Annotated in this window: 39 protein-coding genes; 35 read left to right on the top strand and 4 right to left on the bottom strand. The window is 64.3% G+C overall.

What is annotated here, in order from left to right:
• The first annotated feature begins 17 nt into the window (after positions 1-17).
• On the top strand, positions 18-326 hold the full coding sequence (rpsJ, locus tag AC3WON_RS23635) for a 30S ribosomal protein S10 (RefSeq protein WP_006160488.1): 309 nt from the start codon (positions 18-20) through the stop codon (positions 324-326).
• Between the two features lie 608 nt (positions 327-934).
• Here the strand turns inward: rpsJ and AC3WON_RS23630 are convergent.
• On the bottom strand, positions 935-1,936 hold the full coding sequence (locus AC3WON_RS23630) for an AraC family transcriptional regulator (RefSeq protein ID WP_492352857.1): 1,002 nt from the start codon (positions 1,934-1,936) through the stop codon (positions 935-937).
• A gap of 286 nt (positions 1,937-2,222) precedes the next feature.
• On the opposite strand from AC3WON_RS23630, the gene AC3WON_RS23625 reads away from it, so the two are divergent.
• The 34 genes from AC3WON_RS23625 to dsbD all read left to right on the top strand — a co-directional run bounded on the left by AC3WON_RS23625 (position 2,223) and on the right by dsbD (position 23,173).
• Positions 2,223-3,452 (top strand): dienelactone hydrolase family protein, encoded by a 1,230-nt coding sequence (locus AC3WON_RS23625; RefSeq protein ID WP_492352856.1) that lies wholly within the window; start codon positions 2,223-2,225, stop codon positions 3,450-3,452.
• A gap of 86 nt (positions 3,453-3,538) precedes the next feature.
• Complete coding sequence (locus tag AC3WON_RS23620; RefSeq protein WP_492352855.1) at positions 3,539-4,327, top strand: SDR family oxidoreductase; 789 nt, start codon at positions 3,539-3,541, stop codon at positions 4,325-4,327.
• Between the two features lie 33 nt (positions 4,328-4,360).
• Positions 4,361-5,602: a styrene monooxygenase/indole monooxygenase family protein gene (locus AC3WON_RS23615; RefSeq protein ID WP_492352854.1), complete on the top strand. Its 1,242-nt coding sequence runs from the start codon at positions 4,361-4,363 to the stop codon at positions 5,600-5,602.
• 1 nt (position 5,603) lies between these two features.
• Entirely contained in the window at positions 5,604-6,104 is a 501-nt protein-coding gene (locus AC3WON_RS23610) for a flavin reductase family protein (RefSeq protein WP_492352853.1), read from the top strand.
• Between the two features lie 298 nt (positions 6,105-6,402).
• A complete protein-coding gene (gene rplC, locus AC3WON_RS23605) occupies positions 6,403-7,053 on the top strand; it encodes a 50S ribosomal protein L3 (RefSeq protein WP_010812397.1) in 651 nt (216 codons plus the stop codon).
• A 12-nt stretch (positions 7,054-7,065) separates the two neighbouring features.
• Positions 7,066-7,686, top strand: coding sequence for a 50S ribosomal protein L4 (gene rplD, locus AC3WON_RS23600; RefSeq protein WP_010812396.1), 621 nt, complete (start codon positions 7,066-7,068; stop codon positions 7,684-7,686).
• Positions 7,683-7,997, top strand: coding sequence for a 50S ribosomal protein L23 (gene rplW, locus AC3WON_RS23595; RefSeq protein ID WP_006576245.1), 315 nt, complete (start codon positions 7,683-7,685; stop codon positions 7,995-7,997). Before rplD ends, rplW begins: the two co-directional genes overlap by 4 nt.
• A gap of 2 nt (positions 7,998-7,999) precedes the next feature.
• A complete protein-coding gene (gene rplB, locus AC3WON_RS23590) occupies positions 8,000-8,830 on the top strand; it encodes a 50S ribosomal protein L2 (RefSeq protein WP_492352852.1) in 831 nt (276 codons plus the stop codon).
• Positions 8,831-8,852: 22 nt separating this feature from the next.
• The gene (gene rpsS, locus AC3WON_RS23585; RefSeq protein WP_010812394.1) at positions 8,853-9,128 is read left to right on the top strand and encodes a 30S ribosomal protein S19; all 276 of its coding nucleotides are present in this window, start codon (positions 8,853-8,855) and stop codon (positions 9,126-9,128) included.
• A gap of 9 nt (positions 9,129-9,137) precedes the next feature.
• A complete protein-coding gene (rplV, locus tag AC3WON_RS23580; protein WP_010812393.1) occupies positions 9,138-9,467 on the top strand; it encodes a 50S ribosomal protein L22 in 330 nt (109 codons plus the stop codon).
• A gap of 9 nt (positions 9,468-9,476) precedes the next feature.
• The gene (rpsC, locus tag AC3WON_RS23575) at positions 9,477-10,274 is read left to right on the top strand and encodes a 30S ribosomal protein S3 (protein WP_010812392.1); all 798 of its coding nucleotides are present in this window, start codon (positions 9,477-9,479) and stop codon (positions 10,272-10,274) included.
• Between the two features lie 2 nt (positions 10,275-10,276).
• Positions 10,277-10,693, top strand: coding sequence for a 50S ribosomal protein L16 (rplP, locus tag AC3WON_RS23570; RefSeq protein ID WP_010812391.1), 417 nt, complete (start codon positions 10,277-10,279; stop codon positions 10,691-10,693).
• Between the two features lie 11 nt (positions 10,694-10,704).
• On the top strand, positions 10,705-10,899 hold the full coding sequence (gene rpmC / locus AC3WON_RS23565; protein WP_010812390.1) for a 50S ribosomal protein L29: 195 nt from the start codon (positions 10,705-10,707) through the stop codon (positions 10,897-10,899).
• Entirely contained in the window at positions 10,896-11,174 is a 279-nt protein-coding gene (gene rpsQ / locus AC3WON_RS23560) for a 30S ribosomal protein S17 (RefSeq protein ID WP_010812389.1), read from the top strand. Before rpmC ends, rpsQ begins: the two co-directional genes overlap by 4 nt.
• A 279-nt stretch (positions 11,175-11,453) precedes the next feature.
• On the top strand, positions 11,454-11,822 hold the full coding sequence (rplN, locus tag AC3WON_RS23555; RefSeq protein ID WP_010812388.1) for a 50S ribosomal protein L14: 369 nt from the start codon (positions 11,454-11,456) through the stop codon (positions 11,820-11,822).
• 9 nt (positions 11,823-11,831) lie between these two features.
• A complete protein-coding gene (rplX, locus tag AC3WON_RS23550) occupies positions 11,832-12,140 on the top strand; it encodes a 50S ribosomal protein L24 (RefSeq protein WP_010812387.1) in 309 nt (102 codons plus the stop codon).
• 25 nt (positions 12,141-12,165) lie between these two features.
• Positions 12,166-12,708, top strand: a complete 543-nt coding sequence (gene rplE / locus AC3WON_RS23545; RefSeq protein ID WP_010812386.1) for a 50S ribosomal protein L5 — start codon at positions 12,166-12,168, stop codon at positions 12,706-12,708.
• A gap of 9 nt (positions 12,709-12,717) precedes the next feature.
• Positions 12,718-13,023 (top strand): 30S ribosomal protein S14, encoded by a 306-nt coding sequence (rpsN, locus tag AC3WON_RS23540; RefSeq protein ID WP_010812385.1) that lies wholly within the window; start codon positions 12,718-12,720, stop codon positions 13,021-13,023.
• Between the two features lie 27 nt (positions 13,024-13,050).
• Positions 13,051-13,446, top strand: a complete 396-nt coding sequence (gene rpsH / locus AC3WON_RS23535) for a 30S ribosomal protein S8 (RefSeq protein ID WP_010812384.1) — start codon at positions 13,051-13,053, stop codon at positions 13,444-13,446.
• Positions 13,447-13,456: 10 nt separating this feature from the next.
• On the top strand, positions 13,457-13,990 hold the full coding sequence (gene rplF, locus AC3WON_RS23530; protein ID WP_010812383.1) for a 50S ribosomal protein L6: 534 nt from the start codon (positions 13,457-13,459) through the stop codon (positions 13,988-13,990).
• 11 nt (positions 13,991-14,001) lie between these two features.
• On the top strand, positions 14,002-14,358 hold the full coding sequence (gene rplR, locus AC3WON_RS23525) for a 50S ribosomal protein L18 (RefSeq protein ID WP_010812382.1): 357 nt from the start codon (positions 14,002-14,004) through the stop codon (positions 14,356-14,358).
• A 21-nt stretch (positions 14,359-14,379) separates the two neighbouring features.
• Positions 14,380-14,898, top strand: coding sequence for a 30S ribosomal protein S5 (gene rpsE / locus AC3WON_RS23520; protein WP_006160449.1), 519 nt, complete (start codon positions 14,380-14,382; stop codon positions 14,896-14,898).
• A 10-nt stretch (positions 14,899-14,908) separates the two neighbouring features.
• A complete protein-coding gene (gene rpmD / locus AC3WON_RS23515; RefSeq protein ID WP_010812381.1) occupies positions 14,909-15,091 on the top strand; it encodes a 50S ribosomal protein L30 in 183 nt (60 codons plus the stop codon).
• Positions 15,092-15,113: 22 nt separating this feature from the next.
• Positions 15,114-15,548 carry a 50S ribosomal protein L15 gene (gene rplO, locus AC3WON_RS23510; RefSeq protein ID WP_010812380.1) on the top strand — a complete coding sequence of 145 codons (435 nt, stop codon included), beginning with the start codon at positions 15,114-15,116 and terminating at the stop codon, positions 15,546-15,548.
• Between the two features lie 43 nt (positions 15,549-15,591).
• Positions 15,592-16,935 (top strand): preprotein translocase subunit SecY, encoded by a 1,344-nt coding sequence (gene secY, locus AC3WON_RS23505; RefSeq protein ID WP_010812379.1) that lies wholly within the window; start codon positions 15,592-15,594, stop codon positions 16,933-16,935.
• A gap of 23 nt (positions 16,936-16,958) precedes the next feature.
• Positions 16,959-17,177: a translation initiation factor IF-1 gene (gene infA, locus AC3WON_RS23500; protein WP_010812378.1), complete on the top strand. Its 219-nt coding sequence runs from the start codon at positions 16,959-16,961 to the stop codon at positions 17,175-17,177.
• 30 nt (positions 17,178-17,207) lie between these two features.
• The gene (gene rpmJ / locus AC3WON_RS23495; protein WP_008642959.1) at positions 17,208-17,324 is read left to right on the top strand and encodes a 50S ribosomal protein L36; all 117 of its coding nucleotides are present in this window, start codon (positions 17,208-17,210) and stop codon (positions 17,322-17,324) included.
• Between the two features lie 19 nt (positions 17,325-17,343).
• Complete coding sequence (gene rpsM, locus AC3WON_RS23490; RefSeq protein WP_010812377.1) at positions 17,344-17,709, top strand: 30S ribosomal protein S13; 366 nt, start codon at positions 17,344-17,346, stop codon at positions 17,707-17,709.
• Between the two features lie 24 nt (positions 17,710-17,733).
• The gene (gene rpsK / locus AC3WON_RS23485; RefSeq protein ID WP_010812376.1) at positions 17,734-18,132 is read left to right on the top strand and encodes a 30S ribosomal protein S11; all 399 of its coding nucleotides are present in this window, start codon (positions 17,734-17,736) and stop codon (positions 18,130-18,132) included.
• A gap of 301 nt (positions 18,133-18,433) precedes the next feature.
• A complete protein-coding gene (gene rpsD, locus AC3WON_RS23480; protein WP_013958240.1) occupies positions 18,434-19,057 on the top strand; it encodes a 30S ribosomal protein S4 in 624 nt (207 codons plus the stop codon).
• A gap of 167 nt (positions 19,058-19,224) precedes the next feature.
• On the top strand, positions 19,225-20,205 hold the full coding sequence (locus AC3WON_RS23475) for a DNA-directed RNA polymerase subunit alpha (RefSeq protein WP_010812374.1): 981 nt from the start codon (positions 19,225-19,227) through the stop codon (positions 20,203-20,205).
• A 136-nt stretch (positions 20,206-20,341) separates the two neighbouring features.
• A complete protein-coding gene (gene rplQ, locus AC3WON_RS23470; RefSeq protein WP_010812373.1) occupies positions 20,342-20,737 on the top strand; it encodes a 50S ribosomal protein L17 in 396 nt (131 codons plus the stop codon).
• Positions 20,738-20,846: 109 nt separating this feature from the next.
• Positions 20,847-21,203, top strand: a complete 357-nt coding sequence (gene cutA, locus AC3WON_RS23465; protein WP_492320436.1) for a divalent-cation tolerance protein CutA — start codon at positions 20,847-20,849, stop codon at positions 21,201-21,203.
• Positions 21,204-21,274: 71 nt separating this feature from the next.
• Positions 21,275-23,173, top strand: coding sequence for a protein-disulfide reductase DsbD (gene dsbD, locus AC3WON_RS23460; RefSeq protein ID WP_492320435.1), 1,899 nt, complete (start codon positions 21,275-21,277; stop codon positions 23,171-23,173).
• A 25-nt stretch (positions 23,174-23,198) separates the two neighbouring features.
• On the opposite strand, the gene AC3WON_RS23455 is transcribed toward dsbD, so the two are convergent.
• The 3 genes from AC3WON_RS23455 to yihA all read right to left on the bottom strand — a co-directional run bounded on the left by AC3WON_RS23455 (position 23,199) and on the right by yihA (position 26,393).
• Entirely contained in the window at positions 23,199-24,413 is a 1,215-nt protein-coding gene (locus AC3WON_RS23455; protein ID WP_492352851.1) for a magnesium transporter CorA family protein, read from the bottom strand.
• Positions 24,414-24,435: 22 nt separating this feature from the next.
• On the bottom strand, positions 24,436-25,428 hold the full coding sequence (hemB, locus tag AC3WON_RS23450) for a porphobilinogen synthase (protein WP_492352850.1): 993 nt from the start codon (positions 25,426-25,428) through the stop codon (positions 24,436-24,438).
• A 263-nt stretch (positions 25,429-25,691) separates the two neighbouring features.
• Positions 25,692-26,393: a ribosome biogenesis GTP-binding protein YihA/YsxC gene (gene yihA / locus AC3WON_RS23445; RefSeq protein ID WP_492294440.1), complete on the bottom strand. Its 702-nt coding sequence runs from the start codon at positions 26,391-26,393 to the stop codon at positions 25,692-25,694.
• Positions 26,394-26,465: the final 72 nt, after the last annotated feature.

Raw genomic sequence — 26,465 nt, 5'->3', positions numbered from 1 at the left:
TCTTTTAAGGAAATATCATGCAGAACCAGAAGATCCGTATCCGCCTGAAGGCATTCGACTACCGCCTGATCGACCAGTCGGCCGCCGAAATCGTGGATACCGCCAAGCGTACCGGCGCAATCGTCAAGGGCCCGGTGCCCCTGCCGACCCGCATCCAGCGCTTCGACATCCTGCGTTCGCCGCACGTCAACAAGACCAGCCGCGATCAGTTCGAGATCCGCACGCACCAGCGCCTGATGGACATCGTCGACCCGACCGACAAGACGGTTGACGCGCTGATGAAGCTCGACCTGCCGGCAGGCGTGGACGTCGAGATCAAGGTGTAATCATGCTTCGGGCCGCGCCCGCGGCCTGCTGCAGCAAAACGGCGAACCGTATGGTTCGCCGTTTTTGTTTTCAAGGCTTGCATACAGCAGCCTTGCTCCCCGGACTGCTCCCCTGCCGCGCGAGCGAGGGCGACGATCGACCCGCTTGGCGCCGGCATCACGCGCTGTGAAGTGATACATAAACGCTGATTGATTGAATCATGTGCTTCCCCCCGCAACGGCTTTACCTCGTTCCAGGCGTATCGGCAAAGCCGCAAACATAAGCGTGGCGCCCCCCAGAGGAGACAATCATGTTTGAAAGGACTCACCGGACCCGTGCGTCCGCGCCAATGCGGCCGCGCTCGGGCAATGCCATCGGCCTTGCCGTGGCGCTGGCCATCGGACTCACGCGACTGGGTCGAGAAATCGGCCGCCCCTGAGCAGTTGTTGATCTCGAAAAGGGACGCGCAGCAGAGCGTGGTGCGCACCATGCACGCTGTGCGTGTACCCGAAATTCCCGAAGTACTCGGGGTCGGGGGATGCCAGTCTTGCTGCCAGCTACAGTTGCGCGATGAGCTGAGCGATCGCGGCGGCCTCGCCCGAAGCGGCAGCACTGAATTCACACACGCCTAGCCCGCTCGGCGCCGCCGCAAGGTCTGCGCGGGGCACTCTCCGAACGCGCGCCGGTACTCCGCGCTGAACCGTCCCAGATGGGCAAAGCCCCAGCGCAGCGCCGCCGCGCTTACTGACGGCACCGAGGCGTCGTTCAGCAGGTCGTGCCGCACGCGCTCCAGCCGCACCGTGCGCAGGTAGGCCATCGGCCCGGTGCCGCGATGCTCGCGGAAACCGGCGAACAGGCTGCGTACGCTGACGCCGGCGACCTCGGCCAGCACGGCGGGCGTCAGCTCCGCCGCGGCGTTTGCGTGGATATATTCCTCCACCACTTTCACATGGCGCGGCGCCAGCGGCTTGCCGTGCTCGCGCAATGCGTCCGACAGGTTATGCGGCTGCGACGTCAGCAGCGTGCCGATCACCAGCTGTTCCAGCTGGCACGCGGTCAGCGGATGGCACGCGGTCTCGGGCGCGGTCTCTAGCATCGCGGCGAGATAGCGCATCAGCTCGTACCACGCGCCGCTGCGCCAGTCCATGCCGAGCGCAAAGCGCAGCGGCCGCTCGGGCCGGCGGCCCAGATGGGCGGCGCAGATGCGTTCCAGCGCACTGCGTTCGATGCGCACGATCAGCTGGTCGTTGTCGGCGCTCCAGCGCATGGCCAGCGCATCGCTGGGCGTCAGCACCGAAGCGCAGTCAGGCGTGGACACGATGTGCTGGTCGCCGCAGCGGATCTCGGCCTGTCCTTGCAGCGGCATCTGCACCAGCAGGAAGTCGCCGAGCGGGCCGGGGTCGATGGTGACGTCGGCGCCGTAGGCGAGGCGGTTGAACGAGACCGCGCCAAGCGGCGCATGATGCATGCGTGCCTGCAAGCGGGTGCCGCGTATCTCGAGCCGGTGCGGCTTGAACACGCGCCCGACAGCGGCGCGCGTCTCGGCCAGGTCGGTCGAGGCGAACACGCACCGGGCGGGATCGCCTAGCAGGGCGCTCGCCAGCGGTCCGGCGGCGGGGGGCAGCTGCATTGTCTCGCTCCTCTGGCGGGGGCCGCGGCGCTGCCGGTGAACGTGCGCGCCGCTGGTTCCGGGGCCGGTCCGGCTTGACGGCCGGGGCACGGTTTCCCACGCGATCCACTATAGCGGATGACCTCGCTGTCAGCGCTACGGCGTTGACCGAGTCCGAAGTTTCCTGCACTAATCGGATAGCCGCTGCGCCCAGCGGCTAGTTTGCTGCGGTGCGGAGCCACCATTATGGAGGCCAGCACGGCAGTCCCATCAGACACCGGAAAGAGAACGACAAGGAGCGCAGGCCATGGGCCAGACCATCCAGATCCAGACCCCCGAAGGCAGTTTCAGCGGTTATCTCGCCATCCCGGCGGCAGGCAAGGGCCCGGGCATCGTGTTGTGCCAGGAGATCTTCGGCGTCAATGCGACCATGCGGCAGGTGGCGGACTACTACGCCGAGGAGGGCTATACGGTGCTGGTGCCCGACCTGTTCTGGCGCATCGCGCCCGGGATCGAGCTGACCGATCGCGGCGAGGATTTCCAGCGGGCGCTGGGCCTGTACCAGCAGTTCGACGAAGCCGCGGGCGTGCAGGATGTGGGCGCCGCGCTTGAAGCGCTGCGTGCGCGGCCGGAATGCGTCGGCCAGACCGGCGTGCTGGGCTTCTGCCTGGGCGGCAAGCTGGCCTACCTGGCGGCCTGCAGGCTGCCAGACGTGGCCTGTGCGGTGGCGTACTACGGCGTGGGCATCGAGCACGCGCTGGGCGAAGCCGCCAGCGTGCGCGGCCGCCTGGTGCTGCATATCGCCGAGAAAGACGGATTCTGCCCGCCGCAGGCGCAGGCTGCGATCCGCGCAGCCCTGGCCGGGCGCGAGAACATCGAGGTCTACGTCTACGCTGGCGTCGACCATGCCTTTGCCCGCACCGGTGGCGAGCACTTCGACAAGCCCTCGGCGCTGATGGCGCACCAGCGCTCGATCGCGGCGCTGCGCGGTGAAATGGGTCCGCACTACGATTTCTCCGCGCTGTGGGACAAGCACTGCGAATACGAATTTGCCACCCGCGATGTCGACGCCACCATGGCGACGATGGTGCCGCAGCCCTATGTGAACCATATCCCGACCATGACCGGCGGGGTCGGCTACGCGCAGCTGCAGCGCTTCTACCAGCACCATTTCGTGCACAGCAATCCGCCCGACACCACGCTGATCCCGCTGTCGCGCACGGTCGGGGCCACGCAGATCGTCGACGAGATGCTGTTCTGCTTCACGCATAGCTGCGAGATCGACTGGATGCTGCCCGGCGTGCCGCCCACCGGCAAGCGCGTGGAGATCCCGCTGATCGCCATCGTCAAGTTCCGCGGCGACAAGCTGTACCACGAGCATATCTACTGGGACCAGGCCAGCGTGCTGGTGCAGGTCGGCAAGCTGGACCCGGCGGGTTTGCCGGTCGCGGGCGTGGAGACCGCGCGCAAGCTGCTGGACGAGACCCTGCCGTCGAACACACTGATGGCGCGCTGGCAGCAGAGCGAAGGCAAGTAGGCTGCGCCCGCGGCATCGATCCGGAACGGGCCCCGCAGAGGCCCGCCCGCAACCATCGCCGGCTGTTGCCGGCACAGGAGACAAGCATGAAAGGACTGCAGGGCAAGGTCGCCATTGTCACCGGCGGCGCCACGCTGATCGGCGCCGGCGTGGCGCGGGCCTTTGTCGAGGCCGGCGCGCGCGTCGCGATCTTCGACATCGATGCCGCCAATGGCGAGCGCGTGGCCGCGCAGCTGGGGGCGAACGCGCTCTTCATCGCCACCGACATCACGCGTGACGAGCAGGTTCGCGATGCCGTGGCGCAGGTGGTGCAGCGCTTTGGCGGCGTGGACTGCCTGGTCAACCTGGCCTGCACCTATCTCGATGACGGCTTCCGCTCGAATCGTGCCGACTGGCTGGCGGCGCTCGACGCCAACGTGGTGTCGGGCGTGATGCTGGCGCAGGCGGTGCACCCGCACATGCGGGCGCGCGGCGGCGGTGCGATCGTCAATTTCACCAGCATCTCTGCCAACGTGGCGCAGACCGGGCGCTGGCTCTACCCGGTGTCGAAAGCCGCCATCGCGCAGCTGACGCGCAGCATGGCGATGGACCTGGCGCCGGACCGCATCCGCGTCAACGCGGTGTCGCCGGGTTGGACCTGGTGCCGGCTGATGGACGAGGTCAGCGGCGGCAACCGTGCCCGCACCGATGCGGTGGCCGCGCCGTTCCACCTGCTGGGCCGCGTCGGCGAGCCCGACGAGGTGGCCCAGGTGGTGCTCTTCCTCTGTTCCGACCATGCCAGCTTCGTCACCGGTGCCGACTATGCCGTCGACGGCGGCTATTCCGCCATGGGGCCGGAGCAGAACGTGCCCGCCATCGGCAAGCTGGCCGGCTGAACGCCGTCGAACGACCCTTCAGGAGAAAACATCATGAGCCAACGCATCGCCATCGTCGGAGCCGGCCAGTCGGGCCTGCAAATGGCCCTCGGGCTGCAAGCCAACGGCTACCGGGTCACGCTGCTGTCCAACCGGACCCCCGAGCAGATCCGCGGCGGGAAAGTCATGTCCAGCCAGTGCATGTTCGACCGCGCGCTGCAGGCCGAGCGCGAGCTCGGGCTGAACTGGTGGGACGATGCCTGCCCGCCGGTGGAGGGCATCGGCCTGGCCGTGCCGCATCCCGAGCAGGCCGGTGCCCGCGCGATCGACTGGGCCGCGCCGCTGGACCGCCCGGCGCAGGCGGTGGACCAGCGCCTGAAGATGCCCGCGTGGATGGAGGCCTTCGTTGCACGCGGCGGCGACCTGCGCATCGCCGATGTCGGCCTGGATGAACTGGAGGGCCTGACCCGCGAGCATGACCTGGTGCTGCTGGCCGCCGGCAAGGGCGAGATCGTCAGCCGCTTCGAGCGCGATGCCTCCCGCAGCCCGTTCGACAAGCCGCAGCGCGCGCTGGCGCTGACCTATGTGACCGGCATGCAGCCGCGCACGCCGTTCTCGCGGGTTTGCTTCAACCTGATCCCGGGCGTGGGTGAGTACTTCGTCTTCCCCGCGCTGACGCTGTCGGGGCCGTGCGAGATCATGGTGTTCGAAGGAATCCCGGGCGGCCCGATGGACCGCTGGGCCGAGGCGCGCACGCCGGCGCAGCACCTGGCCGAAAGCCTGCGCATCCTGCAGACCTACCTGCCATGGGAGGCCGAGCGCTGCGAGCGGGTCGCGCTGACCGACGACAACGGCACCCTTGCCGGGCGCTTTGCGCCAACGGTGCGCAAGCCGGTGCTGACGCTGCCGTCCGGGCGGCAGGTGTTCGGCATGGCCGATGCCGTGGTGGTCAACGACCCGATCACGGGGCAGGGTTCGAACAACGCCGCCAAATGCTGCAAGGTCTATCTCGATGCGATCCTGGCACGCGGCGACCAGCCCTTCGACCAGGACTGGATGGAGCGCACCTTCGACCAGTACTGGCAGTACGCGGGTGATGTGGTGGCGTGGACCAACTCGCTGCTGACCCCGCCGCCGCCGCATATCCTGGCGCTGCTGGGCGCCGCGGGGCAGGCGCCGGCACTGGCCGCGCGCATCGCCAACGGCTTCGACAATCCGCCGGACTATTTCCCGTGGTGGCTGGATCCACAGGCCTGCCACCAGCTGATCAACCAGTACGTTGCCGAGGCCGCCTGACATGCACGCCGCCACGCCTGCCACTTCCGTCCATGATCCCCGCGAACTGCGCCGGGTTTGCGGCCGCTATGCCACTGGCGTGGCCGTTATCGGCGCCTGCGGGGCGCGGGGCCGGCCCGTCGGCTTGACGGTGAACTCGTTTGCCTCGCTGTCGCTGGCGCCGCCGCTGATCTTGTGGAGCCTGGTGCTGCACTCGCCGAATGCGGGCCTGTTCGTGCCCGGCGCGCCTTTCGGCGTCAGCATCCTGCGTGCCGGCCATGGCGAACTGGCGCGCCGCTTCGCCACGCCGGCGGCGGACAAGTTCGCGGGCGTCGCCCACGGGCGCTGCGAGCGCGGCGTGCCCTACCTGGACGAGGCGCTGGCGACCATGGCCTGCCGCGTGGAGCGGGCCGACCCGGTAGGCGATCACCTGCTGATCGTCGGCGCCGTCGAGGCATTCGAGGCAGGGGAGGGCGAACCGCTGGTATTCTATGGCGGCGATTTCGTGCGCCTCGCCGCCTGAGCAACCATCCCCGGATGAGCTTCACGGCACTTCAACTACCAGCCGTCGCCTCCACACCACACTCCAAGCAACGCAAGCGCCACTACTGCGGCGCGCCTGCCTACAACACTGCGGGCGAATCCGCAATTCATATTGCCCTTTCCAAACCGCTGCGATATAGTGTAAGGCTACCCGTTTCCTCGGGTAGTGGGCTGGCCACTTTGGCCGCGCGCAGTCTTCTTTAGCGCAAGCCCACAGCAAACACAGTTTTCGTGTATCAATCAGCCCCGGCCAATCGCAGCTGGGAATGGAGCAAACCATGAGCCTTGGCCTTGTAGGTCGCAAGGTTGGCATGACCCGTATTTTCACGGACGACGGTGAAGCAATTCCCGTTACCGTGGTCGAGGTCGGCGACAACCGCGTGACGCAAATCAAGACGGACGAGACCGACGGTTATACCGCGGTTCAAGTCACCTTCGGCGCACGACGCGCAAGCCGCGTTACCAAGCCGCTGGCGGGTCATCTCGCCAAAGCCGGCGTGGAAGCCGGCGAAATCATCCGCGAATTCCGTATCGATGCAGCCAAGGCTGCCGAACTGCAAGCTGGCGGTTCGCTGTCGGTCGACCTGTTCGAAGTCGGTCAGAAGATCGACGTGCAGGGCGTGACCATCGGTAAGGGCTACGCCGGTACCATCAAGCGCTATCACTTCGCCTCCGGCCGTGCCACCCACGGTAACTCGCGCTCGCACAACGTGCCGGGCTCGATCGGTATGGCGCAGGATCCGGGCCGCGTGTTCCCGGGCAAGCGCATGACCGGTCACCTGGGCGATGTCACCCGCACCGTGCAGAACCTGGAAATCGCCAAGATCGACGCAGAGCGCAAGCTGCTGCTGGTCAAGGGCGCCATCCCCGGCTCCAAGAACGGCAAGGTCATCGTTACCCCGGCCGTCAAGGCCAAAGCCAAAGCTTAAGGAGCGCATGTAATGGAACTCAAGCTCCTCCAGGACAATGGCCAGATCGGCGCGGGCGTTGACGCTTCGCCCGAAGTGTTCGGCCGTGACTACAACGAAGCCCTCGTTCACCAGATCGTCGTCGCTTACCAGGCCAACGCTCGCAGCGGTAACCGTAAGCAGAAGGATCGTGAAGAGGTCAAGCACACGACCAAGAAGCCGTGGCGCCAGAAGGGTACGGGCCGTGCTCGTGCCGGTATGTCTTCCTCGCCGCTGTGGCGCGGGGGCGGCCGTATCTTCCCGAATTCGCCGGAAGAGAACTTCACCCAGAAGGTCAACAAGAAGATGTTCCGTGCCGGCATGCGCTCGATTTACTCGCAGCTCGCACGTGAAGGTCGTATCAACGTGGTGGACGGTTTCACTGTCGACGCGCCCAAGACCAAGCTCTTGGCCGACAAGTTCAAGGCCATGGGCCTGGACTCGGTGCTGATCATCACCGACAGCCTCGACGAAAACCTCTACCTGGCTTCGCGCAACCTGCCGCACGTGGCAGTTGTCGAGCCGCGCCAGGCTGATCCGCTGTCGCTCGTGCACTACAAGAAGGTGCTGGTGACCAAGGCAGCCGTCGCGCAGATCGAGGAGTTGCTGAAATGACGCAAGTAGCCAAGAACGATCATCGTTTGATGCAGGTGCTGCTCGCGCCGGTGGTTTCCGAAAAGGCAACCCTGGTCGCCGACAAGAATGAACAAGTCGTGTTCGAAGTGGCCCGCGATGCCAACAAGGCAGAAGTGAAGGCCGCCGTCGAACTGTTGTTCAAGGTCGAGGTGCAGTCCGTTCAGATCCTGAACCAGAAGGGCAAGCAGAAGCGTTTTGGCCGTTTCATGGGGCGTCGCAACCACGTGAAGAAGGCCTACGTTTCGCTGAAGCCGGGTCAGGAAATCAATTTTGAAGCGGAGGCCAAGTAATCATGGCACTCGTCAAGACCAAGCCGACTTCCCCGGGTCGTCGCTCGATGGTGAAGGTGGTCAACAAGGACCTTCACAAGGGCGCCCCGCACGCTCCGCTGCTGGAAAAGCAATTCCAGAAGTCGGGCCGTAACAACAACGGTCATATCACCACCCGCCACAAGGGCGGTGGTCATAAGCACCACTACCGCGTGGTCGACTTCAAGCGCAACGACAAGGACGGCATCCCCGCCCGCGTCGAGCGCCTGGAATACGATCCGAACCGCAGCGCCAATATCGCGCTGGTGCTGTTCGCCGACGGCGAGCGCCGCTACATCATCGCCACCAAGGGCATGGTTGCCGGCCAGCAGCTGCTGAACGGCTCGGAAGCGCCGATCAAGGCCGGTAACAACCTGCCGATCCGCAACATTCCGGTCGGTACCACGATCAACAACGTGGAAATGCTGCCGGGCAAGGGTTCGCAGATCGCACGTGCCGCCGGCGGTTCCGCCGTGCTGCTGGCTCGTGAAGGCCTGTACGCCCAGGTTCGCCTGCGCTCCGGTGAAGTGCGCCGCGTGCACATCGAGTGCCGCGCCACCATCGGTGAAGTGGGCAACGAAGAGCACAGCCTGCGCGTCATCGGCAAGGCCGGTGCGACCCGCTGGCGCGGTATCCGCCCGACGGTCCGTGGTGTCGTGATGAACCCGGTCGACCACCCGCACGGTGGTGGTGAAGGCAAGACCGCTGCTGGTCGCGATCCGGTTTCGCCGTGGGGTACCCCGGCCAAGGGTTACCGTACCCGCAGCAACAAGCGCACGGACAGCATGATCGTCCAGAAGCGCCACAAGCGTTAATCGGTAGGTAGGAGCTAAAGATATGACTCGTTCCGCTAAAAAGGGTCCGTTCTGCGACGCCCACCTGCTGAAGAAGGTGGAAGTCGCATCGAGCGGCAAGGACAAGAAGCCCATCAAGACTTGGTCGCGTCGCTCGACCATTCTGCCGGAGTTCATTGGCCTGACGATCGCCGTTCACAACGGCCGTCAACACGTGCCGGTGTACGTTACGGAAAACATGGTTGGCCACAAGCTCGGTGAATTTGCGATTACCCGCACGTTCAAGGGCCACGCGGCTGACAAGAAAGCGAAGAGGTAAGGTGCCATCATGGAAGTGAAAGCGATTCATCGCGGTGCCCGCATCTCCGCCCAGAAGACGCGCCTGGTCGCTGACCAGATCCGTGGTCTGCCGATCGAGCGCGCGCTCAATGTCCTGACGTTCAGCCCGAAAAAGGCTGCCGGGATCGTGAAGAAGGTGGTCGAATCGGCCATCGCCAACGCTGAGCACAACGAAGGCGCCGACATCGACGAACTGAAGGTCAAATCGATCTTCGTCGACAAGGCAACCTCGCTCAAGCGCTTCACCGCACGGGCGAAGGGCCGCGGCAACCGCATCGAGAAACAAACCTGTCACATCACTGTGACGCTCGGCAACTAAGGAGTCACGATGGGACAGAAGATTCATCCGACTGGCTTCCGCCTGGCTGTCAGCCGTAACTGGGCTTCGCGCTGGTACGCCAGCAACACGAAGTTCGCCGGCATGCTGAAGGAAGACATCGAAGTTCGGGACTTCCTGAAGAAGAAGCTGAAGAACGCATCGGTTGGCCGCGTCGTGATCGAGCGCCCCGCCCGCAATGCACGCATCACCATTTACAGCTCGCGTCCGGGCGTGGTGATCGGCAAGAAGGGTGAGGACATCGAACTGCTCAAGGCTGAGCTGCAGCGTCGCATGGGCGTGCCCGTGCATGTGAACATCGAGGAAATCCGCAAGCCGGAAACCGATGCTCAGCTGATCGCCGATTCGATCACCCAGCAGCTCGAGCGCCGCATCATGTTCCGCCGCGCCATGAAGCGCGCCATGCAGAACGCGATGCGCCTGGGCGCCCAGGGTATCAAGATCATGAGCGCCGGCCGTCTGAACGGTATCGAAATCGCACGTACCGAGTGGTACCGCGAAGGCCGTGTGCCCCTGCACACCCTGCGCGCCGACATCGACTACGGCTTCTCCGAAGCAGAAACCACCTACGGCATCATCGGTGTCAAGGTGTGGGTCTACAAGGGTGATCACCTCGGCCGCAACGACGCGCCGGTGGTGGAAGAGCCGCAGGACGACCGTCGTCGTCGCCCGGGTCGTCCGGAAGGCCGCCGCCGTGAAGGCGAAGGCCGTCCGGGTGGCAACCGCCGCGGCGGTGCCGGTGCCGGTCGCCGCGCTGCGCCTGGCGCAGATGCGAAGAGTGGAGAATAACGATGCTGCAACCGAAGCGCAGAAAATACCGCAAGGAGCAGAAAGGCCGCAACACGGGTAAGGCTACCCGTGGTAACGCCGTGTCTTTCGGCGAATTCGGCCTGAAGGCCATGGGCCGTGGCCGCCTGACCGCTCGTCAGATCGAGTCGGCACGTCGTGCGATGACCCGCCACATCAAGCGTGGCGGCCGCATCTGGATCCGGATTTTCCCGGACAAGCCGATCTCGAAGAAGCCTGCCGAAGTCCGTATGGGTAACGGTAAGGGCAATCCGGAGTACTACGTGGCTGAAATCCAGCCGGGTAAGATGCTGTACGAAATGGATGGCGTGAGCGAAGACCTGGCACGTGAGGCGTTCCGCCTCGCGGCCGCCAAGCTGCCGATCGCCACCAATTTCGTGGTGCGCCAGGTCGGGACGTAAGGAGAGCAGGGATGAAAGCATCCGAACTTCGCGGCAAGGACGCCGCCGGGCTGAACCAGGAGCTCTCCGAGCTGCTGAAGGCCCAATTTAGCCTGCGCATGCAAAAGGCGACCCAACAGCTGCAGAACACCAGCCAGCTGAAGAAGGTTCGCAAGGACATCGCGCGTGTGCAAACCGTGCTGACTCAAAAGGCAAACGCGAAATGACTGAAGCTGCACAAACGGAAAAGTCGCTTCGCCGTACCCTGGTCGGCCGTGTCGTGAGCGACAAGATGGACAAGACCGTTACGGTCTTGGTGGAAAACCGCGTCAAGCATCCTCTGTACGGCAAGTACGTGCTGCGTTCGAAGAAGTACCACGCACACGACGAAGCCAACCAGTACAAGGAAGGCGACAAGGTCGAGATCCAGGAAGGCCGTCCGCTGTCGCGGACCAAGTCCTGGGTGGTTTCCCGGCTGGTAGAGGCTGCACGCGTCATCTAAGAACAACACGTTCTTAGCTTGACTTGCAAGTCCAGGATTATGTAGCTATAATCCTGGACTTCCGCTTTGTTGCGTTCGCCTTTGCATTACCACCCGGGCGGGCCTGTGAAGCGAGCCAGGACCGAGCGCCCTCAACAAATAGTTGAGATCGCCTGGTTCCTACCGACTTCAAAGTTGATCAACCCATACGGAGCTGGCGCAATGCCGGAGCCGACGGGACCAAGACTGACCGATGGGCGCTTTTTGCACCTGACGGATTAAGTTGGGAAGACAAACACCATGATTCAGACAGAAAGCCGGCTCGAAGTAGCCGATAACACTGGTGCGCGCGAAGTGCTGTGCATCAAGGTGCTGGGTGGCTCCAAGCGCCGCTACGCAAGCGTTGGCGACATCATCAAGGTGACCGTCAAGGACGCAGCGCCGCGCGGTCGCGTGAAGAAGGGCGACATCTACAACGCCGTCGTCGTGCGTACCGCCAAGGGCGTGCGCCGCGCTGACGGTTCGCTGATCAAGTTCGACGGCAACGCCGCCGTCCTGCTGAACAACAAGCTCGAGCCGATCGGCACCCGTATCTTCGGGCCGGTGACTCGTGAACTCCGTACCGAGCGCTTCATGAAGATCGTGTCGCTCGCTCCGGAAGTGCTGTAAGGAGCCGCCATGAACAAGATTCGCAAAGGCGACGAAGTCATTGTGCTGACCGGCAAGGACAAGGGCAAGCGCGGTACCGTGCAAGCTGTCCTGGGCGACAAGGTTGCGGTGCAAGGCGTGAACATCGCCAAGAAGCATGCCCGCCCGAACCCGATGCTGGGCACTACCGGTGGTGTGGTCGACAAGGTCATGCCCCTGCATATTTCCAACGTTGCGCTCGTGGATGCCAATGGCAAGCCGTCGCGCGTCGGCATCAAGGTGGAAGACGGCAAGCGCGTGCGCGTGCTGAAGACCACCGGCGCCGTCGTGGCAGCTTGATTCTGGGCACGTATAGGAGTTGAGCATGGCAGCACGTCTGCAAGAGTTTTACAAAGAACAGGTTGTGCCGAAGCTGATCGAACAGTTCGGCTACAAGTCGGTCATGGAAGTGCCGCGCATCACCAAGATCACCCTGAACATGGGTCTTGGCGAAGCCATCAATGACAAGAAGATCATTGAGAACGCCGTCGGCGACCTGACCAAGATCGCCGGTCAGAAGCCGGTCGTGACGAAGGCCAAGAAGGCTATCGCCGGCTTCAAGATCCGTCAGGGCTACCCCATCGGTGCGATGGTGACCCTGCGCGGCGAGCGCATGTTCGAATTCCTCGATCGTTTCGTTACCGTGGCCCTGCCGCGCGTGCGTGACTTCCGTGGTGTGTCGGGCCGGTCGTTCGACGGTCGTGGCAACTACAACATCGGTGTGAAAGAGCAGATCATTTTCCCCGAAATCGAGTACGACAAGATCGACGCACTGCGTGGTCTGAACATCAGCATCACGACGACGGCAAAGAACGACGAGGAAGCCAAGGCACTCCTCGGTGCGTTCAAGTTCCCGTTCCGCAATTAAGGGGTAACCGTGGCTAAACTGGCTCTGATTGAACGTGAGAAGAAGCGCGCCAAGCTGGTGGCGAAGTATGCCGCCAAGCGCGCCAACCTCAAGGCCATTATCGACGACCAAGAGAAGTCGGAAGAAGAGCGTTACAGCGCGCGTCTCGAGCTGCAACAGCTCCCGCGCAACGCGAACCCGACCCGCCAGCGTAACCGCTGCGCGATCACCGGTCGTCCCCGCGGTACCTTCCGCAAGTTTGGCCTGGCGCGTAACAAGATCCGCGAAATCGCCTTCAAGGGCGAAATCCCGGGTCTGACGAAAGCCAGCTGGTAATTACGCACAGGCTACAGGAGAAACAGTATGAGCATGAGCGATCCTATCGCCGATATGCTGACGCGCATCCGCAACGCCCAGGGCGTGCAGAAAGCGTCGGTTGTCATGCCGTCGTCGAAGCTGAAAGTGGCAATCGCCAAGGTCCTGAAGGACGAAGGCTACATCGACGACTACGCCGTCCAGGAAGATGGCGGCAAGGCACAACTGAGCATCGGTCTCAAGTACTACGCCGGCCGTCCGGTCATCGAGCGCATTGAGCGCGTCTCGAAGCCCGGCCTACGCGTGTACAAGGGCCGCAGCGACATCCCGCAAGTGATGAACGGCCTGGGTGTGGCGATCATTTCGACCCCGCAGGGTCTGATGACCGACCGCAAGGCTCGCGCCACTGGCGTGGGCGGCGAAGTTCTCTGCTACGTCGCTTAAGGAGAGAACCATGTCCCGTGTAGGTAAGGCTCCCATCGCGCTCCCCAAGGGCGCGGAAGTGAACGTGGCGGCTGGCGTGCTCTCCGTAAAGGGCCCGCTCGGTACGCTGTCGCAGCCGATTCACAGCCTGGTCAAGGTCAATGTCGAAAACGACACGCTGACCTTCAGCCCGGCTGACGAATCGCGTGAAGCAAATGCTCTGCAGGGCACCATGCGTGCTCTGGTGGCCAACATGGTCAAGGGCGTAACCACCGGTTTCGAGCGCAAGCTGAACCTCGTCGGCGTGGGCTATCGTGCCCAGCTGCAAGGCGCTGCGCTGAAGCTCCAGCTTGGTTTCTCGCACGACGTGATCCATGAGATGCCGGAAGGCGTGAAGGCGGAAACGCCGACGCAGACCGAGATCATCATCAAGGGTGCGGACAAGCAGAAAGTCGGTCAGGTTGCCGCGGAAGTCCGCGCGTACCGCCCGCCTGAGCCCTACAAGGGCAAGGGTGTGCGTTACTCGGACGAGCGCGTCATCCTGAAGGAAACCAAGAAGAAGTAAGGGGTGCAATGATGAACAAGAAAGACGCTCGTTTGCGCCGTGCACGTCAGACCCGCGCCAAGATCGCGGAGATGAAAGTCAATCGTCTGACCGTGTTCCGTACGAATTCGCATATTTACGCCCAGGTTTTCTCGGAGTGCGGCACCAAGGTGCTGGCTTCCGCGTCGACCGCCGAGGTGGAAGTGCGCAAGGAACTGGATGGCAAGGGCGCTACCGCCGCTGCCGCCACCGTGGTTGGCAAGCGCATCGCCGAGAAGGCGAAGGCTGCCGGCGTGGAAACTGTCGCGTTCGATCGCGCCGGCTTCCGTTTCCATGGCCGCGTCAAGGCCCTGGCAGACGCCGCTCGCGAAGCCGGCCTGAAGTTCTAAGCGCATAGAGAGAGATACGTCATGGCAAAGATGCAAGCAAAAGTCCAACAGGACGAACGCGACGACGGCCTCCGCGAGAAGATGATCTCGGTCAACCGCGTCACCAAGGTGGTGAAGGGTGGCCGGATTCTCGGTTTCGCTGCGCTGACCGTGGTTGGTGACGGCGATGGCCGCATCGGCATGGGCAAGGGCAAGGCCAAGGAAGTGCCGGTTGCTGTTCAGAAGGCAATGGACGAAGCCCGTCGCAAGATGGTCAAGGTCTCGCTGAAGAACGGCACGCTGCAACACGAAGTCGTTGGCAAGCACGGCGCCGCCAAGGTGCTGATGATGCCCGCCAAGGAAGGTACCGGCGTGATCGCCGGCGGCCCGATGCGCGCGATCTTCGAAGTGATGGGCGTCACCAACGTGGTGACCAAGTCGCACGGCTCCACCAACCCGTACAACATGGTTCGCGCCACGCTGGACGGCCTTCAGAAGATGAGCACGCCGGGCGAAATCGCCGCCAAGCGTGGCAAGTCGGTCGAAGACATCCTGGGTTAAGGTGAACGCAATGTCGCAGAAAACCGTAAAAGTGCAACTCGTGCGCAGCCTGATCGGCACGCGCGAGGATCATCGCGCCACTGTTCGTGGCCTGGGCCTGCGCCGCATCAACTCGGTGTCGGAGCTGCAGGACACGCCCGCTGTGCGCGGCATGATCAACAAGGTCTCGTACCTGGTCAAGGTTCTGGCCTGATACCGGGAACTCGGAGAGCAAGATGCAACTGAACAACCTGAAACCGGCCGCCGGTTCGAAGCACGCCAAGCGTCGCGTCGGCCGCGGTATCGGCTCCGGCCTGGGCAAGACTGCCGGTCGCGGCCACAAGGGTCAGAAGTCGCGTTCGGGCGGCTTCCACAAGGTGGGCTTCGAAGGCGGTCAAATGCCGCTGTATCGTCGCCTGCCCAAGCGCGGCTTCACCTCGCTGACCAAGGCGTTCAACGCCGAAGTCACGCTGCGTGACATCGAGCGCCTGGAAGCGGCCGAAGTCGACCTGCTGGTCCTGAAGCAAGCTGGCCTGGTGGGCGAGCTGGTCAAGAGCGCCAAGGTCATCAAGGCTGGCGAACTGACCCGCAAGGTGACGATCAAGGGTCTGGGCGCCACCGCTGGCGCCAAGGCCGCGATCGAAGCCGCCGGCGGCCAGATCGCAGCCTGACAGGCATTTATCGCAGCATAGGCAGTTATAGTCGGAGCATCGTTTGGCCACGGCGAAACCCAATGCAAGCGCGCAAGCCAGGAACACGGCGAAGTACGGCGACCTCAAGCGCCGGCTGATGTTCCTGGTGCTGGCCCTGATCGTGTACCGCATCGGCGCTCATATTCCGGTGCCCGGTATCGATCCGGAGCAGCTTGCGAAGCTTTTCCAGAGTCAGTCGGGTGGCATCCTCGGGATGTTCAACCTGTTCTCGGGCGGGGCGCTGTCGCGCTTTACCGTCTTCGCGCTCGGCATCATGCCGTACATCTCGGCGTCGATCATCATGCAGTTGCTGACGATCGTGCTGCCGCAGCTGGAGGCGCTGAAGAAGGAAGGGCAGGCAGGGCAACGCAAGATCACGCAGTACACGCGCTACGGCACCGTGGTCCTGGCCACGTTCCAGGCGTTGTCGATTGCGGTGGCGCTGGAGTCGCAGCCTGGGCTGGTGCTGGATCCGGGCCTGATGTTCCGGGCCACGGCAGTGATTACGCTGGTGACCGGCACGATGTTCCTGATGTGGCTGGGTGAGCAGATCACCGAGCGTGGTCTGGGCAACGGCATCTCGATCATCATCTTCGGCGGTATCGCGGCGGGCCTGCCCAACGCGATCGGCGGACTGTTCGAACTGGTCCGCACGGGTTCCATGAGCATCATCGCGGCGATCTTCATCGTGGCGATCGTGATCGGTGTGACCTTCGCCGTGGTGTTCGTCGAGCGGGGCCAGCGCAAGATCCTGGTGAACTATGCCAAGCGTCAGGTCGGCAACAAGGTGTACGGCGGCCAGTCGTCGCACCTGCCGCTGAAGCTGAACATGGCAGGGGTGATTCCGCCGATCTTCGCATCGTCGATCATCCTGTTCCCGGCGACGATCGCGGGCTGGTTCACGTCCGACGCGACGGGTTCGGTTGGCGGGTTCATCAAGGACCTGGCTGCCACGCTGTCGCCGGGCCAGCCGGTCTACATCCTGCTGTACGCTGCTGCGATTGTATTTTTCTGCTTCTTCTACACGGCCCTGGTGTACAACAGCCGTGAAGTGGCAGACAACCTGAAGAAAAGCGGTGCCTTCATTCCGGGCATTCGTCCGGGCGAGCAGACGACGCGCTATATCGACAAGATTCTGGTGCGCCTGACGCTGGCTGGTGCGGTCTATATCACACTGGTCTGCCTGTTGCCGGAATTCCTGGTGCTGCGGTGGAACGTTCCGTTCTACTTTGGCGGAACCTCGCTGCTGATCATCGTGGTCGTCACGATGGACTTCATGGCTCAGGTTCAGTCTTACGTGATGTCGCAGCAATATGAGTCGCTGCTGAAGAAGGCGAATTTCAAGGGTAATCTGACCTTGCGCTGACTTCGGATCGGTACAGGCTAGGTATGGCAAAAGACGACGTCATCCAGATGCAGGGGGAGGTCCTGGAAAACCTTCCCAATGCGACGTTCCGGGTCAAGTTGGAAAATGGCCATGTAGTACTGGGCCATATCTCCGGCAAGATGCGAATGAACTACATCCGGATTCTTCCGGGTGACAAGGTGACGGTCGAGCTGACCCCATATGATCTGTCGCGCGCACGAATCGTCTTCCGGACGAAGTGAGCGAACAGGAATTGAAGGAAGAGGAAAATTATGAAAGTGCTGGCTTCTGTTAAGCGCATTTGCCGCAACTGCAAAATCATCAAGCGCAACGGTGTCGTGCGCGTGATCTGCTCGTCGGATCCCCGCCACAAGCAACGCCAAGGCTAATCGGAAAGAGGATTGACGAATGGCACGTATCGCAGGGGTTAACATCCCGAACCACAAGCACACCGAAATCGGCCTGACGGCCATTTATGGTGTCGGCCGCTCGCGCGCTCGCAAGATTTGCGAGGCCACCGGTGTACCGTTTGACAAGAAGGTCAAGGATCTGACCGACGCCGACCTGGAAAAGCTTCGTGACGAAGTGGGCAAGGTCACGGTCGAGGGTGACCTGCGTCGTGAAACCACGATGAACATCAAGCGTCTGATGGACCTTGGTTGCTATCGTGGCATGCGTCACCGCAAGGGCCTGCCCATGCGCGGTCAGCGTACCCGGACCAATGCCCGCACCCGCAAGGGTCCGCGCAAGGCCGGCGTGGCTCTGAAGAAGTAAAGCCGAAGGCAGAGGAAGAAACTAATGGCAAAAGGTCCGAATAACGCCGCTCGCGCGCGTAAAAAGGTCAAGAAGAACGTTGCCGACGGCATTGCGCACGTCCACGCCTCGTTCAACAACACCATCATCACGATCACCGACCGCCAGGGCAACGCCCTGTCGTGGGCGACCGCCGGTGGCCAGGGCTTCAAGGGTTCGCGCAAGTCGACCCCGTTCGCTGCCCAGGTTGCTGCCGAGAACGCCGGCCGCGTGGCGCAAGACCAGGGCATCAAGAACCTGGAAGTGCGCATCAAGGGCCCCGGCCCGGGTCGTGAATCGGCTGTCCGCGCGCTGAACGCGCTGGGCATCAAGATCGCGATCATCGAAGACGTCACGCCGATTCCGCACAACGGCTGCCGTCCGCCGAAGCGCCGCCGCATCTGAGCGTTGGTGTGTCCGGGCCCGGTGGGTTTACCTGCCGGTTTCGGATATGGTAATATGGCGCGTTGACCTGCTGCATTTTAATGCGGCAGGTTTTCGTTTTGCGTCGAGGGAATGTCTCTTACGGCACATTCCCATGCCGGCGCACCGTAAATGCTTGCAGCGTCGTACCGGCAACGGGACGCGCTTAATAAGCCCACCGTCCGTCACGGTCTCCCGGGTGCAGAAATGCACTGCGGAGGTACTGCGTTGACGGACTCGCGGCGCGTCTTGAAGGCGTCGCGATCGATCAAAGGAAGACAACGTGGCACGTTATACCGGCCCGAAGGCCAAACTTTCCCGCCGTGAAGGCACCGACCTGTTCCTGAAGAGCGCCCGTCGCTCGCTCGCCGACAAGTGCAAGCTGGACAGCAAGCCGGGCCAGCACGGCCGCACCTCGGGTGCACGCACCTCCGACTATGGCAACCAGCTGCGTGAAAAGCAGAAGGTCAAGCGCATCTACGGTGTGCTCGAGCGCCAGTTCCGCCGCTACTTCGCCGAAGCCGACCGCCGCAAGGGCAACACCGGCGAAAACCTGCTGCAACTGCTGGAATCGCGCCTGGACAACGTCGTGTACCGCATGGGCTTTGGCTCGACCCGCGCTGAAGCGCGCCAGCTGGTGTCCCACAAGGCGATTCTGGTGAACGGTCAGACCCTGAACGTGCCGTCGGCCCAGATCAAGTCTGGCGACGTCGTCACCATCCGCGAACAGTCGAAGAAGCAAGTCCGTATCGCTGAATCGCTGTCGCTGGCCGAGCAGTCGGGCTTCCCGACCTGGGTGGCCGTGGATTCGAAGAAGTTCGAAGGCACCTTCAAGCAAGTGCCGGATCGCGCCGATATCTCGGGCGACATCAACGAAAGCCTGATCGTCGAACTGTACTCGCGTTAATCACGCGAGCGGAACGGCCCAGAGCTTGCGTTCGCCGCAAAGCTTCCCTTCCAGCCCGACGCGCTGTACGCGCGGTCGGGCTTCGCCCATCTCGCGATGGGATTTTCAGGTTCCAAACGTCAGCCTTATCGGTGTAACGAGCCGAGGGTATTGAAAAGGACAACCTAATGCAAACAGCACTCCTCAAGCCAAAAATCATCGCCGTCGAGCCTCTGGGCGACCATCACGCCAAAGTCGTGATGGAGCCGTTCGAGCGCGGCTACGGCCATACGCTCGGTAACGCCCTGCGTCGCGTGCTGCTGTCGTCGATGGTCGGTTATGCACCGACCGAAGTCACGATCGCTGGGGTGGTCCACGAGTATTCCACCATCGACGGCGTGCAGGAAGACGTCGTCAACCTGCTGCTCAATCTGAAGGGCGTGGTGTTCAAGCTGCACAACCGCGACGAAGTCACGGTGTCGCTGCGCAAGGATGGCGAAGGTGTGGTCACGGCTGCCGATATCGAGCTGCCGCACGACGTCGAGATCATCAACCCGAACCACGTGATCGCCCATCTGTCGGCCGGCGGCAAGCTGGACATGCAGATCAAGGTCGAGCAAGGCCGCGGCTATGTGCCGGGCAACGTGCGCAAGTTCGGCGACGAGTCGGGCAAGGTCATCGGCCGCATCGTGCTGGACGCCTCGTTCTCGCCGGTGCGCCGCGTCTCGTACGCGGTTGAATCCGCTCGCGTGGAACAGCGTACCGACCTGGACAAGCTGGTGATGAACATCGAAACCGACGGCGTGATCTCGCCCGAGGAAGCGATCCGCCAGTCGGCCCGTATCCTGGTCGACCAGCTGTCCGTGTTCGCAGCGCTGGAAGGCACCGAGTCGGCAGCCGAAGCTGCATCGAGCCGTACGCCGCAGATCGACCCGATCCTGCTGCGCCCGGTCGACGACCTGGAACTGACGGTGCGTTCGGCCAACTGCCTGAAGGCCGAGAACATCTACTACATCGGCGACCTGATCCAGCGTACCGAGAACGAACTGCTCAAGACTCCTAACCTGGGTCGCAAGTCGCTCAACGAGATCAAGGAAGTCCTCGCCTCGCGTGGCCTGACCCTCGGCATGAAGCTCGAGAACTGGCCGCCCGCAGGTCTGGAGAAGTAATTGTGGCGCGGGGCATTGGTCCCGCACCGCGGTAACCGCCCTGGCTTCTCGCCAGGGCTCGTATGACTACCGGCCCGCGTCCAGCCGCATCGGACGATAGAAGAGCTGGTCAAACACTTAACTGAAAGGAATCATCATGCGTCACCGTCATGGTCTGCGGAAACTGAACCGCACCTCGTCGCACCGTCTCGCGATGCTGCGCAACATGTCCAACTCGCTGTTCCAGCACGAGCTGATCAAGACCACCGTGCCCAAGGCCAAGGAACTGCGCAAGGTTGTCGAGCCGCTGATCACGCTGGCCAAGAAGGACACCGTTGCCAACCGCCGCCTGGCTTTCGCCCGCCTGCGCGACCGCGACATGGTCACCAAGCTGTTCACCGAACTGGGCCCGCGCTACGCCACCCGTCCGGGCGGCTACACCCGCATCCTGAAGTTCGGTTTCCGTCAGGGCGACAATGCGCCGATGGCGCTGGTCGAACTGGTGGATCGTCCGGAAATCACCGAAGCCCCGGCTGAAGAAGCCGCGGAATAAGGTTGGTTTCCCGACCCGTCGCTGCGACGGGTCCGGGCACACCGCTTTACAATCGAGCCAGGCATCCGCCTGGCTCTTTTGTTTTTGGGACGCCGCAAGGAGAGTGTCGATGCAAAGTCATACCGACCCGGCCGAGGTGATCGTCGTGATCACCAATGCCCCCGATGCCGAGACTGCCGCGCACCTGTCGCAGGTAGTGCTGCAGGCGCGCGCCGCCGCCTGCGTGAACCGCCTGGCGCCGGTCGAGTCCGAGTACTGGTGGCAGGGCAAGCTGGAGCGCGCGCAGGAGTGGCCGCTGCTGATCAAGACCACGCGTGCACGTTACGCTGCGCTGGAGGCCGTGATCCGGCAACATCACCCCTACGACGTGCCGGAACTCATAGCGTGGCCGGTGACGGCTGGTTACGCGCCGTACCTGGCCTGGGTCCGTAGCGAGACCGAGACCGCCTCAGCGCCGGCAAAGTAGGGGCAACCGCGCCCGCAGCGCAGCAGCAGGTACGCCGGCCCCCCAGTTCAAGACAGACAGGAAACAGCGAGATGACCATTGGTTTGGCACTTCCGGAGCGCGCGCTCGGGCAGGACTGGGCGCGGCATATTGCCGCAGCGCTGCTGGCGGCATTGGCCTGGGTGTGCCTGGCGGGCGGCGTGCATGCCGCCACCGAAGACGACTTCCTGCCGCCGGAGCAGGCCTTCCGCTTCGCCGCGAGCCAGCTTGACGACAAGACGGTCGAGGTGCGCTTCGAGGTTGCCCCCGGCTACTACATGTACCGCGAGCGCTTCGCCTTTGCCGCGCAACCCGCCGACGTGAAACTGGGAACGCCGGCGTATCCGCCCGGCAAGGTCAAGTTCGACGAGACCTTCGGCAAGGAGATGGAGACCTACCGCGACAGCGTGGTCATCCGCGTGCCGGTGGAGGCGGCTCCGGCCGACGGCAAGTGGTCGCTGACGGTCACCTCGCAGGGCTGCGCCGACAAGGGCCTGTGCTATCCGCCGATGGAGAGCGTGTACAAGGTCGGCGGCAGCGGGCTTGCCGACCTGTTCGGCAAGCGCGGGCGCTCGGATGCGCCGGCGGCCGTGCCTGCCCCTGCGCCAGCCGCCCCCGCGGTGCTGCGCGCCGACGACAGCGACCGCATCGCCGGCGCGCTGGCGAGCCGCAACTTGGCCCTGATCGCCGCGCTGTTCTTCGGGCTGGGCCTGCTGCTGACGTTCACCCCGTGCGTGCTGCCGATGGTGCCGATCCTGTCCTCGATCGTCGTGGGCGAGCATGTCACGCGCGGCCGTGCGCTGGTGGTGTCGCTGGCCTACGTGCTGGGCATGGCGGTGGTGTACACCGCGGTTGGCGTGGCTGCCGGGCTGCTGGGCGAGGGCCTGTCGGCCGCACTGCAAACACCGTGGGTGCTGGGCCTGTTCGCGGCGCTGATGGTGGCGCTGGCGCTGTCGATGTTCGGGCTGTACGAGCTGCAACTGCCGCAGCGCTGGCAGACCCGCCTGACCGAATCGTCGAACCGCCGCCAGGGCGGCCAGGTGGCGGGTGCGGCGGCGATGGGCGCGATTTCGGCGCTGATCGTCGGGCCCTGCGTCACTGCGCCGCTGGCCGGGGCGCTGGCCTATATCGCGCAATCCCGCGATGCCGTGATCGGCGGCGCGGCGCTGTTCGCCATGGCGCTGGGCATGGGCGTGCCGCTGGTGCTGGTGGGCGTGGGCGCGGGCAACCTGCTGCCGCGGGCCGGGCGCTGGATGGAGGTCACCAAGCGCTTCTTCGGCTTCCTGCTGCTGGGCGTGGCGCTGTGGATGCTGGGGCCGGTGCTGCCGGCCTGGGCCTCGATGCTGGCGCTGGCGGCGCTGCTGCTGGTGGCGGCGGTGTTCCTGGGCGCCTTTGACGGCCTGGGCCCGGATCCGCGCAACCTGGCGCGGGTGGGCAAGGGCGTGGGCGTGCTGTTCGCGATCGCAGCGGCCATCGTGCTGATCGGCGTGGCCTCGGGCGGGCGCGATCCGCTGCAGCCGCTGTCGCACCTGAGCGTGGGACGCGGTGGCGCAGAAGGCGCTGCCGGCGCGCAGGCGGTGCGCTTCGAGCGCGTGCGCAGCGTGGCCGAGCTCGATGCCCGCGTGGCGCAGGCCGCCGCCGCAGGCAAGCCGGTGCTGCTGGATTTCTACGCCGACTGGTGCGTCAGCTGCAAGGAAATGGAGCGCATGACCTTCGTCGATCCGCGCGTGCGCGCGCGGCTGTCCGAGATCGTGCTGCTGCAAGCGGACGTGACCGCCAACAATGCCGACGACAAGGCGCTGCTCAAGCGCTTCGGCCTGTTCGGGCCGCCCGGCATCATCCTGTTCGGGCCTGACGGGCGCGAGCGCCCGGTGCGCGTGATCGGCTACCAGTCGGCCAACCGCTTCCTGGAAAGCCTGGAGCGGGCCTTCGGCACGCGTACCAGCACCTGAGGCGTACCTTGGTGCTGCGCTGCGGCTACCGTTCCAGCCGCCGCCCCAGCGCCCACAGCGCGGCCAGCCCCAGCGCCACGGCGCCCATCAGGCCGATCGACCACCAGAACCCGTGCGGCTCGCGCAGCCAGGGCATGCGGTCGAAGTTCATACCGAAGACACCGGTGATCAGTGTCAGCGGCATGAACAGCGCCGTGATCAGCGTCAGCGCGCGCATGGTGCGGTTGGTCCGGTGCGCCACGGCGGAGAAGTGGATCTGCACCGCCGACTCGATCGAATCCTCCAGCCGGCGCGCGTGCGCCAGCACGCGCTGGATATGCTCCATCACGTCGTTGATGCGCACCAGCAGCACCTCGTCACGCCCCGGCGCATTGGCCGGGCCGCCGGGCTGGTCGCTGCTGTAGCGGTTGTCGAGCAGGCTGTCGCGGAATTCCTGCAGCGCGTCGCGTTGCTCTTCGCTCAGGTGCTCCAGCTTGCGCAGCTGGATGCGGGCATCCAGCAGTCCCTCCCAGCTTGAGAAGCTGCGGCGCGAATTGAGCAGCGCGCGCTGCCAGCGGTCGAGCTGGCGCGTCAGCGGCGCGCGCAGTTCCAGGTAACGGTCGACCATTGCATTGAGCAGGCGCAGCATCAGGTCCTCGGGCCGGCTGGGCGGGCGCACGCCGTGCAGCAGCGGCTGGCCGTTGCCGCGCACGGGCGTGGCCTGCGGGCGTGGTGCCTGGCATAGCTCGACCAGGCGCTGGCGCACCTGGTCAACGGTGCGCGATTGCCCCGAGCGCACCGTGACCAGCACCGTGTCGAACACGAAAAACGTGACCGGCTGGGTGTCGATCTTGGCCAGTGCCGGGAGGAAGCCGGGCGGATAGCGCTTCTGGCGGGCGGCGGACTCGGCAGCGGACGGCTTCGCCGTGCCGGCCGCAGGGTCCTGCGGCTCGGCCTCGGCGATGGCGCGGCTGGTCTCGAAGGTGAGCTTGCGGAAGATCACCATGTCGTACGCATTGGTCGTGTCGAAATACGACGGATGCGCGGCATTGGTGGCGTCGGCCAGGTGCAGGTCCAGGATCGGCGCGCCGGCAAGCTTGCGCACGCTCTCGCGCCAGGCATCCGGCGCGGCGGTGACTTCCTCGGTGGAGAAATCCGCCCAGACGAACAGTGACGCGGCATTGCCGCCGAGGAAGTTGCCCGCGTCGGTGAGCGAGGCGAGCGGGTGTACCTGGCTGGCCGAGAAGCCTAGCAGTTCCATAGGCGCTCTGTCGGTTGGCCGCTCAGGCCGTCAGCAGCCGCGCGGCGTCGCGCGCGAAATAGGTCAGGATGCCGTCGGCGCCGGCGCGGCGGAAGGCCAGCAGCGATTCCATCATCACCTTGTCGTGGTCCAGCCAGCCGTTCTGCGCGGCGGCCTTGAGCATCGCGTACTCGCCGCTGACCTGGTAGACGTAGGTGGGGAAGCGGAACTCGTCCTTCACGCGGCGCACGATGTCCAGGTACGGCATGCCGGGCTTGACCATCACCATGTCGGCGCCTTCCAGGATGTCCTGTGCCACTTCGCGCAGGGCTTCGTCGGTATTGGCCGGATCCATCTGGTAGGTCATCTTGTTGCCCTTGCCCAGGTTGGCGGCCGAGCCCACCGCGTCGCGGAAGGGGCCGTAGAACGCCGACGCATACTTGGCCGAGTACGCCATGATGCGCGTATGGATATGGCCGTTGTCTTCCAGCGCAGTGCGCACCGCGCCGATGCGGCCATCCATCATGTCGGACGGGGCCACGATGTCGACACCGGCTTCGGCCTGTGCCAGTGCCTGGCGCACCAGGATCTCGACGGTCACATCGTTGATGACATAGCCGTTGTCGTCCAGCACGCCGTCCTGGCCGTGGCTGGTGTACGGGTCGAGCGCCACGTCGCAGAGCACGCCGAGCTCGGGGAAGCGGTCCTTGAGCGCGCGCACGGCACGCGGCACCAGGCCCTCGGGGTTGGTGGCCTCGATGCCGTCCGGCGTCTTCAGCGACGGTTCGATCACCGGGAACAGCGCGATCACCGGGATGCCCAGCTTGACGCAGTCTTCGGCCACCGGCATCAGCAGGTCGACCGACACGCGCTCGACGCCCGGCATCGACCCCACCGCCTGGCGCTGGTTCTGGCCCTCGAGGATGAAGACGGGGTAGATCAGGTTGTCCGGCGACAGGCGATGCTCGCGCATCATGCGGCGGGAGAAATCATCGCGGCGCATGCGGCGCGGGCGGTATTCGGGGAAGGTGGACATGGCGGGCTTCTTGACTGTAGGGCTGGACAGGAAAGCGGGCCGGCAAGCACGGCGCGCGCGGCAAAGCGCGGTCCAAAGCCGCTGGCCGAAGAAAAACTAAACTTTTGAGCGTGCCCGCTATCATACTCGCGGACACTTTGCGTTGCGCCCTGCGTGGCGCGGTGTCTCCCGCTACTCCTCCCTGAGCGGGTACCCGCCCCAGCGGCGGGAAAGTTTGTCCCCGTTGCTTGCAGCGGGGCTTTTTTTGCGTGCTGACCTGGTGATTACACTGCGGGATCGGCAGCAGGCGGCTCGCTCTTCTCCGCTGCGGACCGGGCTTCGGCCTTCTGCGCTTCCGGCAGGTTGAGCCAGCCGGCGATCACGCCCTGCGCCTCTTCGATGCCGCGGCGCTTCAGGCTGGAGAAGAGCTGTGCCGTCATCGGCACCGGTGTTTCCATCTGCTCGGCGTAGCCCTGCAGCATCTTGCGGGTTTCGCGCAGCGCCTTGGCGTTGTCGCTGTTGGTCAGCTTGTCGGCCTTGGTCAGCAGCACGTGGATGGGGCGCCCCGTCGGCAGGAACCACTCCACCATCTGGCAATCGAGATCCGTGAACGGACGGCGCGCGTCCATCATCAGGATCAGGCCGGACAGTTGCTGGCGCGTCTGCACATAGTCGCTCAGCAGTCCCTGCCAGTGGTACTTGGCCGAGCCCGAGACCTCGGCATAGCCGTAGCCGGGCAGGTCGACCAGGAAGGCGAGCGGGTCGGGCGCCTTGACCGGCGCCACCGAGAAATAGTTGATGTGCTGCGTGCGCCCGGGGGTGCGCGACGAGAACGCCAGCCGCTTCTGGTTGCACAGGATGTTGATGGCCGTGGACTTGCCGGCGTTGGAGCGGCCGGCGAACGCCACCTCCGGCACGGCCGTGGCGGGCAGGTCGCGCAGGTGGTTCACGGTGATGAAGAAGCGGGCCTGGTGAAGAAGGGACATGCGCTAGAGCGGTGGGGCGGGCCGCGGAGGCTGTGCGCATTGCGCATGCCGGGGCCGGGGTCTCGCCAGGGT

The sequence above is a fragment of the Cupriavidus sp. FW305-46 genome (assembly GCF_058787075.1).
Note: the sequence above shows the minus strand (reverse complement) of the source record. Positions and strands in the feature narration are given on the sequence as shown.